General features: G+C 72.5%; 14 protein-coding genes. 4 read left to right on the forward strand and 10 right to left on the reverse strand.

All coding sequences use genetic code 11. The annotated features are described in order from the left end of the window. Nucleotides 1-172 precede the first annotated feature (172 nt). A complete protein-coding gene (locus tag OG406_RS02770; RefSeq protein WP_329183707.1) occupies nt 173-544 on the forward strand; it encodes a BlaI/MecI/CopY family transcriptional regulator in 372 nt (123 codons plus the stop codon). Next, complete coding sequence (locus tag OG406_RS02775) at nt 541-1,476, forward strand: M48 family metalloprotease (protein ID WP_329183709.1); 936 nt, start codon at nt 541-543, stop codon at nt 1,474-1,476. The genes OG406_RS02770 and OG406_RS02775 overlap by 4 nt, the downstream gene beginning before the upstream one ends. 57 nt (nt 1,477-1,533) lie before the next feature. Here the strand turns inward: OG406_RS02775 and OG406_RS02780 are convergent, their stop codons facing one another. The 6 genes from OG406_RS02780 to OG406_RS02805 all read right to left on the reverse strand — a co-directional run bounded on the left by OG406_RS02780 (nt 1,534) and on the right by OG406_RS02805 (nt 7,635). Then, a complete protein-coding gene (locus OG406_RS02780) occupies nt 1,534-2,442 on the reverse strand; it encodes a TauD/TfdA dioxygenase family protein (protein WP_329183711.1) in 909 nt (302 codons plus the stop codon). A gap of 451 nt (nt 2,443-2,893) precedes the next feature. Further along, the gene (locus tag OG406_RS02785) at nt 2,894-3,265 is read right to left on the reverse strand and encodes a DUF2255 family protein (protein ID WP_164375704.1); all 372 of its coding nucleotides are present in this window, start codon (nt 3,263-3,265) and stop codon (nt 2,894-2,896) included. A 209-nt stretch (nt 3,266-3,474) separates the two neighbouring features. Beyond that, entirely contained in the window at nt 3,475-5,010 is a 1,536-nt protein-coding gene (locus OG406_RS02790) for a CYTH and CHAD domain-containing protein (protein ID WP_329183712.1), read from the reverse strand. A 114-nt stretch (nt 5,011-5,124) separates the two neighbouring features. After that, entirely contained in the window at nt 5,125-5,922 is a 798-nt protein-coding gene (locus tag OG406_RS02795; protein ID WP_164375702.1) for an SDR family oxidoreductase, read from the reverse strand. A gap of 102 nt (nt 5,923-6,024) precedes the next feature. Next, nucleotides 6,025-6,561 carry a VOC family protein gene (locus OG406_RS02800; protein WP_388647574.1) on the reverse strand — a complete coding sequence of 179 codons (537 nt, stop codon included), beginning with the start codon at nt 6,559-6,561 and terminating at the stop codon, nt 6,025-6,027. 57 nt (nt 6,562-6,618) lie between these two features. After that, on the reverse strand, nt 6,619-7,635 hold the full coding sequence (locus OG406_RS02805) for a phosphotransferase (RefSeq protein ID WP_327407814.1): 1,017 nt from the start codon (nt 7,633-7,635) through the stop codon (nt 6,619-6,621). Nucleotides 7,636-8,142: 507 nt separating this feature from the next. Here OG406_RS02805 and OG406_RS02810 point away from each other — a divergent pair. Then, entirely contained in the window at nt 8,143-8,748 is a 606-nt protein-coding gene (locus OG406_RS02810) for a hypothetical protein (protein ID WP_164375701.1), read from the forward strand. Nucleotides 8,749-8,928: 180 nt separating this feature from the next. On the opposite strand, the gene OG406_RS02815 is transcribed toward OG406_RS02810, so the two are convergent. Next, nucleotides 8,929-9,732: a DUF427 domain-containing protein gene (locus tag OG406_RS02815; RefSeq protein WP_329183716.1), complete on the reverse strand. Its 804-nt coding sequence runs from the start codon at nt 9,730-9,732 to the stop codon at nt 8,929-8,931. Between the two features lie 179 nt (nt 9,733-9,911). On the opposite strand from OG406_RS02815, the gene OG406_RS02820 reads away from it, so the two are divergent. Continuing rightward, the gene (locus tag OG406_RS02820; RefSeq protein ID WP_329183718.1) at nt 9,912-10,709 is read left to right on the forward strand and encodes a class I SAM-dependent methyltransferase; all 798 of its coding nucleotides are present in this window, start codon (nt 9,912-9,914) and stop codon (nt 10,707-10,709) included. 49 nt (nt 10,710-10,758) lie between these two features. Here the strand turns inward: OG406_RS02820 and OG406_RS02825 are convergent, their stop codons facing one another. From OG406_RS02825 to OG406_RS02835, 3 genes are all read right to left on the reverse strand, one after another. After that, nucleotides 10,759-11,691 carry a hypothetical protein gene (locus tag OG406_RS02825; RefSeq protein WP_329183720.1) on the reverse strand — a complete coding sequence of 311 codons (933 nt, stop codon included), beginning with the start codon at nt 11,689-11,691 and terminating at the stop codon, nt 10,759-10,761. A gap of 218 nt (nt 11,692-11,909) precedes the next feature. After that, the gene (locus tag OG406_RS02830; RefSeq protein WP_081224483.1) at nt 11,910-12,359 is read right to left on the reverse strand and encodes a response regulator; all 450 of its coding nucleotides are present in this window, start codon (nt 12,357-12,359) and stop codon (nt 11,910-11,912) included. Further along, complete coding sequence (locus OG406_RS02835) at nt 12,356-13,966, reverse strand: sensor histidine kinase (protein ID WP_404122351.1); 1,611 nt, start codon at nt 13,964-13,966, stop codon at nt 12,356-12,358. Before OG406_RS02835 ends, OG406_RS02830 begins: the two co-directional genes overlap by 4 nt. Nucleotides 13,967-13,979 lie beyond the last annotated feature (13 nt).

The following is a 13,979-nucleotide window of genomic DNA, read 5'->3' on the forward strand; positions in this document are numbered from 1 at the left end:
CATGGACCCCCGGGCCGCGCCGGGCGAACGGTCTGCGTGATGCATCCCCCACAGGCCGACGGCCGGGCGAAGCGGGGCGATCCGTCCTCGGCGGTCCGCCCGGCGAGCCGAGCGTCTACCATTTTGTAGTCGGCGCATGGTGCCGCAGGCGACAGCGGGGAAGGACGAAGCGATGACGGACTCGGACAGTGAGCGCAGGCCGGCGGGCGAGCTGGAGGCCAGCGTGCTCGCGGCCCTGTGGGCCGCGGGGAAGCCGCTCTCGGCCGCTCAGGTCAGAGCCGCCATTCCGCAGCCCCTGGCCCGCACGACCGTGGCCACCCTGCTCGTTCGCCTGCACGAGAAGGGCGCGGTGGGACGCAGCCCCGCCGCACGCGGGTACGCGTACTTCCCCGTCGCGGACTCACACGGCCTGACCGCCCGCAGGATGCACCGCGAGCTCGACCAGGACGACGACCGGAGCATGGTGCTGGCGCGCTTCGTCGAGCGCCTCAGCCCCCACGACGAGGCGGAGCTGCGGCGTCTTCTGGAGGGGGGCGGCCGGTGATCGCTCTCCTGCTCGTTCCGCTCGTGCTGCCCTTCGCGCTGCCCCTGCTGGCCCGGCGCGTCGTCGACCGGGTCCGTCCCGAGACCGCCCTGTGGACCCTCACCTCCGCGTCCGCGGCCCTGGCCGTCGGGGTGCTGGCCTGTCTGGGCGTGCTGCTGCTCCCCCTGGCCCTCTCCGTCCCCGCCGTCGCCGGTCTCGCGCATCTGGTCCACCCGCTCGACGCCGGGCCTACGGCCCTGGTCATGGCCGTCTCGGTCCTCGCGGGCGGCGCGCTGGCCGTCCTGTGCGTCACCGCCGTCCGCAGAGCGCTGTGGGAGGTACGTCGTCTGCGCGCGGCACATCTCGACGTCGCCGGGGTCCCGGAGGCCGGCGGCGTCTGTGTCGTCGACGACACCCGGCCCGACGCCTACGCCCTGCCCGGTGGCCGTCGCGGTGCGGACCGGATCGTGGTGACCACCGGGATGCTGCGCGCGCTGACGCCCGGCGAGCGGAGCATTCTGCTCGCCCACGAGCGCGCCCATCTTGCCGGACGGCATCATCTCTTCCTCGCCACCGCCCAGCTGGCCGGCTGGTGCCACCCCGCGCTCGCGGCCGTCACCCGTCAGGTGTCCTTCGCCGCCGAGCGCGCGGCGGACGAGGCCGCGGCGCGCTCGGCGGGCGACAGGACCCTGACCGCGCACGCCGTGGGACACGCCGCGCTGGCCACCACCCGCGCACGCGCGGCGCTGTCCAGCGTCACCCCGGGTGCCGTCGGCGGACCGGTCCCCGCGCGCGTGAAGGCTCTCCTGACCCACGCACCCGTCCGCCGTCTGGCGCCCGCGCTGCTGATCGTCGCGACCGTGATCGGCCTGGCCGGCAGCTCCGCCCTGGCCGGGGCCGTCTCGGTGCACCGCGGCGTCGAGATCGCCCAGGGCGAGCATCCGTCGGACTGACACGGGCGGTCCCGCCGGGAGCGGGGAGCCACCGGCTCCGTGCCCCGAGGGCCGGGGCTATGGCGCGGCAGAACCGACGGGTACGTCGCCGCGCAGGGTGATGCGGTGCATGACGCGGTGCTGGTCGCCGTAGTCGCGGTTGGCGTAGTGGGAGGTGGCGCGGTTGTCCCAGATCGCCACGTCGCCGGGCTGCCAGCGGTGGCGGACCGTGTGCTCGGGCTTGGTGAGGTGCGCGTACAGGATGTCGAGGATGCCGCGGCTCTCGTGCTCGGAGACCCCGGCGATGTGCGAGGTGAAGCCCGGATTCACGAACAGCCCCTTGCGGCCGCTCTCCGGGTGGACGCGCACGACGGGGTGCTCCACCGGGACCAGGTCGGTGAACACCTCCCCCTCCCACAGGTTTCCGCGGCCCTTCCGCTGCTGGGCGAGGTAGTAGCCGAACTCGCGGCTGCCGTCGTGCACCGCGGTGAGCGGGTCGATCAGCGCGCGCACTCCGGGCGTCAGTGACTCGTAGGCCAGCTGGCTGTCGGCCCACGAGGTGTCGCCGCCGCGGGGCGGGAGGACCACAGCACGCAGGACGGAGACGGCCGGGGGACGGCGTACGAACGTCACGTCGGTGTGCCAGACGTCGGCGAAGCCGTTGTCCTGGCTGTCGAGGGAGTACACCTCGTCGGGCACGTCGCCCGAGTCGTGGACCGGGTGGCCGACGGTCAGCTCGCCGAGTCGTCGTCCGAAGTCGATCTGCGCGCGGTCGTCGATGTCCTGGCCGGGGAGGAAGAGCACCTTGTGCGTGACCAGAGCGGTCCGCAGCGCCGCGACCTGGTCGTCGTCCAGTCGGCCGAGGTCGACGTCGTACACCTCGGCGCCGAAGCTCGGCCCGAGCGGGACGACGCGCGGTCCGGCGCTGTCGCCCCGGTGCGGTCGGATCGGTTCTGCCTCGTGCGCCTGCTCGCTGATGACGGTCATGCCGTCGCTCCTTCCATCGGGTCGGTCTCTCGGACGCTCGCTGAGGAGCACCGCGCGGAGTCCTGGGAGGGCGGCCTCGTTCACCACGGGTGGGGGGACGAACGCCGCGACGCGTGGTGGCCGCGACCGCAGCCGGCGGGAGGTCGCCACGGCCGCCGCGGGACGCGCGACGGCGGCGGGATCGAGGCCCGCCTCGGCCGGGAGGTGTCCCGGGTGGGGCTGCGGCGCCTCAGACGTGGAGGATCAACAACACGAAACGGCGCGGCGGCACAGGTCGACGACCAGACGGCGCACCAACATTTCGTGGATCACGAGGAAAGTTGTACAGCAGCCGGACGGCATCGCACCAGGAGCCGTCCACGCTGTGGAACGGCGGTGACGCCTCCGACGATCCGGACGGGGGGCCCGCGTTCGTACGGTCCGCGCGGGTGCCGATCGGCCCCGCGGGGCCTCAGCGGGGATCCAGCCGCAGGGTGGAGGTGCGGGCCTGCTCAGTGAGGACGGTGTCGATGATCGTCGTGTAGTGCCCGTACTTGGCACGGTAGGCGGCGTCCACATCGGCGTACTCGCCCGACCCGGCCTCGACGAACGTGACGTCCTTCCGGACACCACCCGCCTCGACGACGCCCTCGTGGCGGGACTGCGTGCCGCGGTACCAGGGACCGTCGGTGCCCTTGACCGAACGGACGTAGAGCTGGTCGCCGACGCGGACCACCCACATGGTCACCGGGGTGCGCAGGGTGCCGTCGGTGCGTTCGGACTGCAGGTCCAGCTCCTCGGCGGCGCCGATCTTCCCCACCTCGGTGTCGTTCCACTTCGTCATGCGCGTTCCCTTCCCGGTCGTACGCGGTCGCACGGACGGTGCCGTCGAGGCGTCGGCCGCGACATCTGCGGCGGCCGTCCCGTCCTGCCGGTCCCACCGTCGCCCGCGGCCGAAGGGCTCGCCAGCGGAAGCGCGCCATCGCCACGCGGCCCGGCGCGCGATCCCCGGTTCGCGTGAGCCGAGCCGGGTCGTACAGGAGAGGCCGTGGGTCAGCCGCGCAGCTTCTCGGGCCGGGCCGCCCCGCGCACACGGGCCCACGCCTCGGGAAGCCGACGCTCGCGGGACCTCGCCGAGGCCCGCTCCTGGCCGTACAGGAGGCCCCACGTGAACCCCGGTTCCCCGGCCGAGTGCGCCGAGACCGCCAGGTCTCGCAGCAGGTCACAGGTCACCACGCTGTCGTGCTGGGCACCGCTGACCTGCTGTACGGTCTTGGCGCGTCCGCCCAGACGCGCGGCCGGCTTCCCCAGCGCGGGGCGGGCCGCTTCGGCGGCGTAGCGCAGCCTCTTGGCGGCCTTGCGGGCGTCGTGGATCGCGGCGTCCCGCTGCGGGCCGGGGGTCATGTCGAGAGCGGGCTCCATCCGGGCCGCGAGCCGGTCGTACTCCTTCAGGAGTGCCTTACGCAGGACCTTCCCGGGGTCACCTGCCGCCTTGGCGCGCAGTGGCGGGGCGTCGGTCAGGGCCCGCAGGTTCTCCAGGAGCTTCAGGTAGCGGGGCGAGGCGAGCGTGTCGAGGGTGCGGCGACGGGCCTCGGTGCGCTGCTCCGCGTCCCACGTCTGCAACCGCGCCCCGACCGGGCCGAGGACCAGTTCGCCCGGCAGTTCGCTCACTCCGGTGGTCAGCCGCTCGCGGAGAACTTCGTGATCGCGTTCCACGCCGAGTTCGTTGGCGAGCCACTTCAGGTCCTGCCGGAGGGCGTCGGTGGCCTCGCGGTCGAGCACGGAGCGGTAGGAGCGCAGGCAGCCGCGCAGACGCCGGGCCGTGGTCCGCATCCGGTGCACGGAGTCGGGCCGTTCGCGTCGCACCGCGGGGTCCAGGTCCGTGAGGGCTGCTGCCAGCCGGTCCACGTAGGCGAGTACATGGTCACCGGCCGATTCCGGGGCGACGTCGGCGCGCGGGTTCCTCGTGCCGTCGAGGAGGGACGTGGTCTCGCGCAGTCCGCGGCCCACCTTGGAGGGGCTCTCCGCGCGCTCGACGCCGTGCTCGCGCAGCGCTTCCTCGACGGCGTCCAGCAGGGCGGGGTCCCCGTCCTCGGCCAGCTCGACCTCCATCTCCCGCCACGTCGCGCGCCCGCCGCCGTCGAGCAGCGCCTCGGCGGACACCTCGTCCACGCTGAGTTCGGCGAGGACGGCGCCCTCGGCGTCGAGCAGGTGATGGAGGGAGCGGGTCGAGCGGATCCGGATCACCGGGCGGAGCGGCGCGCCGCGGGTGCGGGAGAACGCGAGGTCGCGCAGTTCCTCCGGGACCTCCTCCGAGGACAGGGGCGCCTGGATCTCCTCGCGGCTGTCGCCCGGCAGGGGCAGCTTCAGATGCCAGCCGGCGTCGGTGCCGCCCGTCCGGCGCCGCAAGGACGCGCGGCTCCGGGAGAGGCGCAGGTCCTCGGTGTCGTAGTACACGGCGTCCAGGTCCTGCACCCCCTGGTCCACGAGCTCGGAGACGGGGCCCACACCCGCCAGCTCGGGCAGCCAGGAGACGCCCTCGGCGGGCGGCGCGTACTTGCGTTCTGTCTCGCGGGTCGAATGGGCCATACAGATCGCGTAGACCTATTCGCGGGGATCAAACCCGTACGTACGTCCGTTTCTGGGCTGTGGTGCGCGCGCTGCCGCCTCGTCCGGGGCGTGCGGAGCGTTCACCCCCGCCGTCTACCCGATGCCGCCGTTGCTCTGAACGAGTTGGCCGTTGATCCATCCTCCGTCGGGCGAGCAGAGGAAGGTCACGAGGTGCGCGCAGTCCTCCGGCAGTCCGAGGCGGGCAAGGGGGGTCGCGGCGATCAGGTCCGTCTTCTGGTCCTCGGTCATCCAGCCGGTGTCCGTCGGCCCCGGATTGATCGCGTTGCAGGTGACGCCCAGGGCGGCGAGTTCGCGGGCGGCGGCCAGGGTGATCCGGTCCATGGCGCCCTTGCTCGCTCCGTACGGCAGGTTGCCGGCGGTGTGGTCGCTGGTCAGGCTGATGATCCGACCGCTCCCGTGCTGCCCCCGGAAGCGAAGCCCGTACTCACGGATGAGCAGCCACGTGGCCCGCGCGTTGACGGCGAAGTGCCGGTCGAAGCTCTCCACGGTCGTGTCGAGGAGCCCGGAGTCGACGGACTCGCAGTGACAGAGGATCAGCGCGGTCACGTTCCCCCGCTCGCGCTCGACGGTGTCGAAGAGGTGAGCGGGGACGGCCGGGTCGGACAGGTCCGCCTCGACCGCGAGGGTTCGCGCCCCGAGCGCCGCCGCCTGCTTCTCCAGTTCCCCGGGCGCCTCGGCCTCCACGCCCCACTCCATCCGGGCGTCGTACGGAGTCCAGTACGTGAAGGCGACGTCCCAGCCGGCCCGCGCGAGGTCGAGCACCACGGAGGCGGCGATGCCCGCGGAGCGGCTCGCCCCGGTCACCAGAGCCAGGGGGCGCCCCGACTCTCCCGTGCCCTGCCGGCTCTGCTCGCGCGTCACGTCGGTCATGATCTCCATGCTGGCAGGCGCGGCTGCGCGGTTCACCCGGATTCCTCAGGGGACCCGGTCCGATCGAGACGCCGGGAGAGCGGCGGGCCCGGTGCGACGACGTCAGACCCTCGGCCTGACCGGTGCGCTGCCCTGTCCCCGGGCCCGGCCGCCGAGTTCCGCGTCGAGCGTCTCCTGGGCCACCCGCATCGCCCGGGCGTAGACCGGTTCCTGAAGTCGCTTCCACATCACGTCCTCGGGGACGTCCTCGAGGTGGCTGACCACCCACCAGATGGTGCCGAAGGGGTCCTTGACGCGTCCGCCGCGCTGTCCGAAGGCGTCGTCGGACAGCGGCGTCACGACCTCGCCGCCGGCTGCGACGGCCAGGGTCATCGCCGTGTCGGCGTCGGGGACGAAGACCCGCAACAGGCTCGGCAGCGTCGGCCAGTCGGTGTGCCGGTCGAAGGCGAGGACGACGGTGTCCCCGATCCGGATCTCACCGTGGCCGATCAGACCGTCCTCGGTCGTCACGCGGCCGAGCTCCTCGCCGCCGAACGCCCGGGTGACGAAGTCGAGGAACGCACCCGTGTCGTCGGTGACGACCCACGGCGCGACGGTGGTGTAGCCCGCCGGAGCGGCGCTGCTGTGCTCGGACGTCACGATGCGTCTCCCACCTGTCGGTAACGGCTTCAGCGGTGACGATAGGTGGGCATTAGGTCAGATCCTGTCCCCCTGGGCCGCGGGCAGGAACGCCAGCGCCTCACGGAGGTTGTGCTCGGCGATTCCCCGCATGACGTCCCGCTCGGGAAAATCTCCGTCCAGGAGGCGCAACGGCCCGGCGACGAGGGACAGGTGCATCGCCAGGGTGTAGAAGGTCTTGCGATGTTCGTCCAGGTCACCGCCGCTCAGCCCGGCGTAGTGCTCGCCGAAGCGCAGCCGGAGGAAGGCGTGTTCCCACTCGACGTCGAAGAACATCAGGCCTTCGATGTCGATGAGAACGGGTTGCCCGTCCCGGTCCACCAGCACGTGATCCGGGCCGAGTTCGCCGTGGACGAGTCCGTAGCGCGAGCGCGTGGCCACCCTCGCCGCGAGGTCGCCCACGACGCTGCGCAGTCGATCGTGGGACGCCGCGATGCGCGGATCCCTGGCGGCCGCCTCGGTCAGATCGTCGAAGGCTCGGTCCAGAACGACCTGTTCGCAGGAGGCTCCGTCGGAGGATCCACCCCCGTCGACGAGAGCGACCTTCCCGAAGCGAGGCCCGGCATGCCCCCGCATCACGCCCAGCACCTCCGCCAGTCGGGCCATCGCGGGGGCTGCCCTGGCCGGGTCCCGACGGAGCAGGGACTCCAGATTGTCCCCGGGCACGTCCTCGACCACCGCGAGGTCCGCCGGACAGAGGCTCCCGCTCCGGTCGGCCAGCAGCAACTGGGGCGTACGGATGCCGAGTTGGCGGAGATTCCGGTGGGCGGCCTCGAAGAGGTCGAGGCCGGAGGCGGGCGAGAACGGGTCCTCGACCCGGTCGGCGCCGGCGCCCGTGGCGGGCCAGTAGTTCTCGGACGCGTCCCAGATGTAGACGACGGCGGTGGAGTCGTCGTCGAGGTCGAGGCGGTACACGCCCTTCTTGCTGCCTCCGCGCAGACGTGAAACGCCCCTGAGGCGCCGCCCGTTGCCGAAGACCGCCCGTGCGACGGCATCCAGGTCGTCCCGGGTCACCACCCTGCGTACGGCGTCCATGTCCCTCCTCCCCCGCCGCCCGTCGTCGGCGCTCGGGGCAGCCTACCGACGCCGACGAGCGTGCCGGCCGACCGCCGGCGACCGCCGGGCCGGCCGATCCGCGGGATGATCGCGGCCGACGCCACGAACGGGACGGGTACCCGTGACGCGAGGGGGCACACTCTCCCCGACAGGCGCACGGGACCGGGCGGGAGCGGCGGGACATCACGGTGAGAACAGCTCGGTCCACCGGGTGCGGCACCGGCCCCACGGGGTCCGGCGACCTGCTCGGGCGCGGGGCAACGGGGCTTTCTCCGCGTACGACGCTCAGCCGACGGACGTCTGTGTCCCCCGGTCGACGGAGGACGCGACCGGTCCTGGGCGCGCGTACCCCGATATCGTCCGCGCGTCCCACGTACCGTCAAGCAACCCGCCGTCCCTCGCCGCCACCCACCGCACGCACGACCGCCGAGCCACCCGGCCGGAGTCGGCCTTCATCGATGTCACCGTCGGAACAGGAGCACGTCCATGCGTCTCTACGCCCAGACCCCAGCGCGCCGGGGTCGTCAGCTGATCGCGGATCTGATCGCTCTGCTCCTGATCGCGATCACGGTGAAGTTCGCCCTGGTCGTCCGCGACGCGATCCTGACGCTGGCCGAGCCCGGGCGGAAGGCCGAGAGCGCGGGCGACAGTCTTGCCTCCGGTCTCGACGACGCCGGCGACGCGGCCTCGAAGGTCCCGTTCGTCGGTGACTCGTTGAAGAAGCCGCTCAAGTCCGCGGCCGACGCCGGCACCAGCCTCTCCGATGCCGGGCAGTCGTTGCAGGACACCGTGGGCCATGTCGCCACGCTCACGACGATCGCCCTGATCGTCCTCCCGACCGCCGTGATCCTGGTGCTGTGGCTCGTTCCGCGGATGCGCTGGATCCGGCGTACCGCCACCACCCGTCGCCTCCTCGACGCCCCCGGCGGCGCCGACCTCCTCGCCCTGCGCGCGCTCACCGGGCCGCAGCGGCCGCTGTCCGCGATCCCCACGCCGCCCGGCGGCCTGGCCGACGCCTGGCGTCGCGGCGATCCGGATGTCATCGCCGACCTGTCGACGCTGACGCTCCGAAGGGCGGGCCTTCGGCCCTGACGGGCGCGGCGAACGGGCGGCGGAGCCGAGCGCGTCCCGGAGGGGGCACGGAGCATCCGGGCTCCCTCCGGACCAGGTAGGCGGCGCAGCGCCACGCAGCGTAGACGAGGGCAGAGGCCGTCCTGGCGAGCAGAGGCCGACGGAGGCGAGTACCTCGGAGGGGCCGCCCACGGCGAAGTCCTAGCCGGGGCGCTTCGACGTGAACGGGGTGACGGGTCGGTCCAGGCGTTCGCCGTCCACGGTGATGTCGACCGCCTCGTTGTAGAAGGCGAGGAGGTCCTTGACGGCGGCCACAGCGGGCAGCGGCTCCGGGTAGCTCCAGACGAGGTCCGCGGGCTCGTCGCCGTCGCCCGGCCAGGCCCAGTACGTGGCGGTGCCCTTGTACGGGCATCCCGTGCTCAGGTCGCTCGGCCGGAGCAGGTCGAGTCGGACGTCCTCGCGGGGCAGGTAGTAGCGGGTCGGGAGGCCGGTCTCGAAGAGCAGGACGGGGCGGTGCGTGTCGGCGACGAGGGTGCCGTCGATCTCGACCTGGACATGCCGACTGCTGGGGACGGCGTCCACACGCTTGTACGGGTCACGGGGGTGGATGAAGATCTCTTCCTCCTCTTCGTACCAGTGCTCCAGGCCCCTTCCGGCGCGCCGGAACCATTCGAAGGCGATGTGCCCGGCAAGGTCGTCGGCGGCGAACGTCCAGGCGGCGTTCTCCAGCAGCTCGCCGTCCAGGTCGACGTCGTAGAAGATCCGCGATCCGGTGTGGGTGCCCGCGCGGGGGTTCTTCGCCGGGCGGAGGAGGTCCTCCCGGACGTCCGCGCGCGGGAAGGCGTAGAGCGGGACCGGCACTCCCGGCTCCCAGACGAGGACGGGGTGTCTGCTGTCCACGACGGTGATCCCGCCGGTGCGGCCGCGCACCCAGCGCTCGCTGGGCGCCCACAGAAGGCCTTCCGGGGTGGTCCTGACGTCACGCGCGGCGGGGATCGCGGTCATGAGCGGCTCTCCTTCGGACGGGGCTCACCGGCTCACTCCCACCCTGCCACGGGTCGGAGACCGGAGCAGAGCGTCGGCGCAGGGACCGTGCCGGGAGGCGTTCCCGTTGCCGTCGAGCGTCGCCTCAGGTGTCAACTGAGGCCTGCCGTACGGATCATGCGACCAACTAGGCTGCGGCGATGGAACACGCAGCCGACGTGCCCGAGAGGCTCACCCGGCCCCTGGACCAGGGCCCGGTGAACGACTACGACCGCTTCGCCGAGGCGTACGCGGCGGAGAACGAGAACAGCCTGGTCAACGCCTACTACGAGCGTCCGGCGATGCTGGCCCTGGCGGGAGACGTGACCGGCCGTCGGGTGCTGGACGCCGGCTGCGGCTCGGGCCCGCTGTCCGCCGCCCTGCGCGACCGCGGTGCCGTCGTCACCGGTATCGACGTCAGCGCCGGGATGCTGGCGCTGGCCAGACGGCGACTCGGTGACGACGTGGCCCTGCATGTGGCCGACGTGAGCGAGCGGCTGCCGTTCGCCGACGGCTCGTTCGACGACGTGGTCGCCTCGCTCGTGCTGCACTACCTGGAGGACTGGGGGCCGGCGCTCGGCGAGCTGCGGCGCGTGCTCAGGCCGGGCGGCCGGCTGATCGCGTCGGTGGAGCACCCCTTCGTGGCCTACACGTTCCAGGATCCCCGGCCGGACTATTTCGCGACGACGAGCTACAGCTTCACCTGGACGTTCGGCGGGCAGTCGGCGCCGATGACGTTCTGGCGCAAACCGCTGCACGCGATGACCGGGGCCTTCACCGCCGCCGGCTTCCGTCTGACCGCCCTCGACGAACCGCAGCCCGACCCGGCGGCGCGGGAGCTGTTCCCCGACGCCTTCCACGACCTCGCGACCAGGACCACGTTCCTGTTCTTCGTCCTGGAGGTCCCCCTGCCGACCGACGGCTCGGACGGCGGACCGGCGGCGGGTTCCCGTCCCTGAAGCAGCCGACGACCCTGAGACAGCGGACGAGCCCCTCCCGTCGCGCCGCTCAGGCTCCCGCCAGCGTCACCGTCCCCGAGGCCACGACGCGCCCCTCGGCCGTGACGGCGAAACGCGCCCCGTTCTCCTCAGGCGCCACGTCGATCACCGCGCCCCGGCAGGGCACCGGGCCCCTGAGCTGGGCGGCAAGGCCGACCACGGCGGAGGCGGGCCGTCCCTGGTGGAGCAGAGCCGCCTGCCGGCCGGCTTCGAGCACGGCGTGCAGGGGCAGCTCACGCGGCCGACCGGGGAGCAGGACCGGATGGGCGGGGTCACGGGGAAGGATCACCAGGCGACCCTGCGGTGCTCGCGCCAGCAGCACGTCGGGGTCGGCCGCCGCCCCCACGGCCGGAGCGGCGGGATGCAGCAGGCTCGTGAGCGTCCCCTCCCCCGGCTCCGGGGCCGGGGGCGAGGCGGGGGCGAAGACCATGGCGCACACACCGAATCGCCTGCCCGCGTGGAAGTACTCGGCGGTGATCCGGTAGCCGGTCAGTCGGCCGGCGCGCACGGCGACGTCGCTCGTCGTGACCCGCACGGTGACGTCGGTGGCGCCGCCCGTCTCGACCGGCTGCGTCTTCGGATCCGTCCCCAGGGCCACCGACGTGGGCCGCAGTGGGGCGGTGCCGGTGGCCGGGAGGAACCGGCCCTCCGCGAGGGCGGCGAGCTGGCGGGTCGACTCGACGAGGATCAGCGGGTGATGCGTCACCGCGAGGACGTGTTCATTGAGCGGATGCCAGCGCGGCCACTGGCAGACGGCCTCGAAGGAACGGCTCCCCGCGCGGCTCAGGGAGACGACGAGCAGCGCGGACATGGACGAGAGCCCGAGATCGCGCCATTGCGGCGGGGCCTCCGGCACCCGCACCGGCTCTCGGGCAGCCTCGGTGCGGGGCATGGCGTACGACTCCTGCGCCGAGCCCGCCTCGATCGTCGCGGTGGCCTGCATCAGTGCCTCCTCGATGAGAACGAGGCAGGACGCCGTGCTCGCCGTCTCCGCCCGTCGCGTGGTGGATCCACTGACCAGCTTTTCGGCAGCGGGCGGCCGGGCGGATGCGGGGCACGCCCGACGGGTTGTGATCGCGGGCGCGGTCCGGCCGTCCGACAGGCCTCACGAGGGCCTCCGGGCCCGAGCGGGCCTCACGCCTCAGCCGATCGACGGCATGCTCAGCCGTTGTGGCGTGGCAGGCGGACCACCTGGACGAAGAAGTCGTCGATCTGGCGTACGGCGGCGATGAACTGGTCCAGGTCGACCGGCTTGGTGACATAGGCGTTGGCGTGGAGCTTGTAGCTGCGCAGGATGTCCTCCTCCGCCGCCGAGGTGGTGAGGACCACGACCGGGATGTGCGAGAGCGCCGGGTCCGACTTGATCTCCTCCAGGACCTGCCGGCCGTCGTACTTGGGCAGGTTGAGGTCGAGCAGGATCAGGTCGGGCTGCGGGGCTCCGGTGTGGGCGCCGCGCTTGTAGAGGAAGTCGAGCGCCTCCTCGCCGTCCCGGACGACGTGCAGGGTGTTGCCGATCTTGTTGTCCTCGAACGCCTCCCGGGTCATCAGCTCGTCGCCCGGGTCGTCCTCGACGAGGAGGACGTCGATGGGAGTGCCTGAGGGAGTCGTCATATAAGGGCCTTGTCCTCGGAGTGCGGGGGAGTGCCGTCCGCCGGCTGGGCGGCGGGCAGGGTGAAGCAGAAGCGTGTGCCATCGGTGTGACTGGTGTCGAGCCAGATGCGGCCGCCGTGGTACTCGACGATCTTCTTGCACAGCGCGAGGCCGATGCCGGTGCCGCCGTACGAGTCGCGGCTGTGCAGCCGCTGGAAGATGACGAAGACCTTCTCCTCGAACTCGCCGGGGATGCCGATTCCATTGTCCGTGACGCTCAGGCGCCAGGCGCCGGAGTCGTCCGGATCGCGCTCGCAGGTGATCCGGACGTGCGGTGCGCGGTCGGGGCGACGGAACTTGACGGCGTTGCCGATGAGGTTCTGCCAGAGCATCGCCAGGAGGGTCGGGTCCCCGACGATCTCGGGCAGTTCGTCCGGCCGGTCGACGCTCGCGCCGCTCTCGGTGATCGCGCTGTCCAGGTTGGCCAGCGCCTTGGTGAGGCCGAGGCCCAGGTCGACCGGGAGGCGGGCGTCGTTGACCCGGCCCACGCGGGAGAACGTGAGCAGGTCGTTGATGAGGACCTGCATGCGTTTGGCACCGTCGACGGCGAAGTCGATGTACTGCTTGGCGCGGTCGTCCAGCTGGTCGCCGTAGCGCCGCTCCAGCAGCTGGCAGAAGGAGGCCACCTTGCGGAGGGGTTCCTGGAGGTCGTGCGAGGCGACGTAGGCGAACTGTTCGAGTTCCGCGTTGGAGCGGCGCAGCTCGACGGCCTGGGCGTCCAGATCCGCGGTCTGCCGGGCCAGGATGTCGCGCTGCTCGCGCGAGGAGTCCAGTTCGTCGACGATCCGCCGGCGCATGCCCTCGACGTCCGCCGCCACCGCCCGCAGGTCCACCGGACCGCCGCCGGTGATGGCGTGGTCGAACTCGCCGCGCGCCACCCTGCGGGTGGCGGTCTGCAGCGCTTCCAGCGGTCGCGCGACCAGGAGCCGTACGAGGAACGTGAGGGCCACCCCGGCCAGCAGGAAGGCCACGACCATGCCGATGAGCACGGCGTCGCGGACCTTGCGGGAGTGGTCGAGTCGCCGCTGACCGTCGTCGACCGCCGCCGCGAGTCCGGCGTTCTGCTTGGCCGCGGCCTTGCGGATCTCGTCGAAGGCCTTCTTGCCGCGTTCGGCGGACGCACGGTCGATGGTGCGCGGCTCGCCCGGCGTGACGCGGGCGACGAGGGGCTCGGCGTAGGTGCGCCGCCAGGTGTCGGCCCGCTTCTCGACCGTGGCGAGGTCGGCGACGAGTGCGGGGCGGTCGCCGACCAGGCTACGGACCCGGCCGGCGGCCCGCGCCTCGTCCTTCTTGCCCTGCTGGTAGGGGTCGAGGAACTGGCGGTCGGCCGCGATGGCGTAGCCGCGGACACCGGTCTCCTGGTTGACGAGGGAAGCCTGCAACCGGTACGCCTCGGTCTGCGCGGGCTTGATGTCCCGCAGCATCTGGTCGGTGACCGTGGCCGTCTGCTGGAGCATCACCGCGCCGATCACGGCGCCCACGAGCACCAGCAGGGCCATCAGGCCGAGCACGAGCCGGAACCAGCCCTGCACCGTCAGCCGGTGTCCGGCCCACCGCTCGCCGGTCATCTTCGCCATCCCA

The sequence above is a fragment of the Streptomyces sp. NBC_01428 genome (genome assembly GCF_036231965.1).
Lineage (GTDB): Bacteria > Actinomycetota > Actinomycetes > Streptomycetales > Streptomycetaceae > Streptomyces.

Coding starts and splice junctions, on each gene's coding strand:
- OG406_RS02770 (WP_329183707.1), top strand. CDS start 173: ATGACGGACTCGGACAGTGAGCGCAGGCCGGCGGGCGAGCTGGAGGCC.
- OG406_RS02780 (WP_329183711.1), bottom strand. CDS start 2,442: ATGACCGTCATCAGCGAGCAGGCGCACGAGGCAGAACCGATCCGACCG.
- OG406_RS02785 (WP_164375704.1), bottom strand. CDS start 3,265: ATGACGAAGTGGAACGACACCGAGGTGGGGAAGATCGGCGCCGCCGAG.
- OG406_RS02790 (WP_329183712.1), bottom strand. CDS start 5,010: ATGGCCCATTCGACCCGCGAGACAGAACGCAAGTACGCGCCGCCCGCC.
- OG406_RS02795 (WP_164375702.1), bottom strand. CDS start 5,922: ATGACCGACGTGACGCGCGAGCAGAGCCGGCAGGGCACGGGAGAGTCG.
- OG406_RS02805 (WP_327407814.1), bottom strand. CDS start 7,635: ATGGACGCCGTACGCAGGGTGGTGACCCGGGACGACCTGGATGCCGTC.
- OG406_RS02810 (WP_164375701.1), top strand. CDS start 8,143: ATGCGTCTCTACGCCCAGACCCCAGCGCGCCGGGGTCGTCAGCTGATC.
- OG406_RS02815 (WP_329183716.1), bottom strand. CDS start 9,732: ATGACCGCGATCCCCGCCGCGCGTGACGTCAGGACCACCCCGGAAGGC.
- OG406_RS02820 (WP_329183718.1), top strand. CDS start 9,912: ATGGAACACGCAGCCGACGTGCCCGAGAGGCTCACCCGGCCCCTGGAC.
- OG406_RS02825 (WP_329183720.1), bottom strand. CDS start 11,691: ATGCAGGCCACCGCGACGATCGAGGCGGGCTCGGCGCAGGAGTCGTAC.
- OG406_RS02830 (WP_081224483.1), bottom strand. CDS start 12,359: ATGACGACTCCCTCAGGCACTCCCATCGACGTCCTCCTCGTCGAGGAC.
- OG406_RS02835 (WP_404122351.1), bottom strand. CDS start 13,966: ATGACCGGCGAGCGGTGGGCCGGACACCGGCTGACGGTGCAGGGCTGG.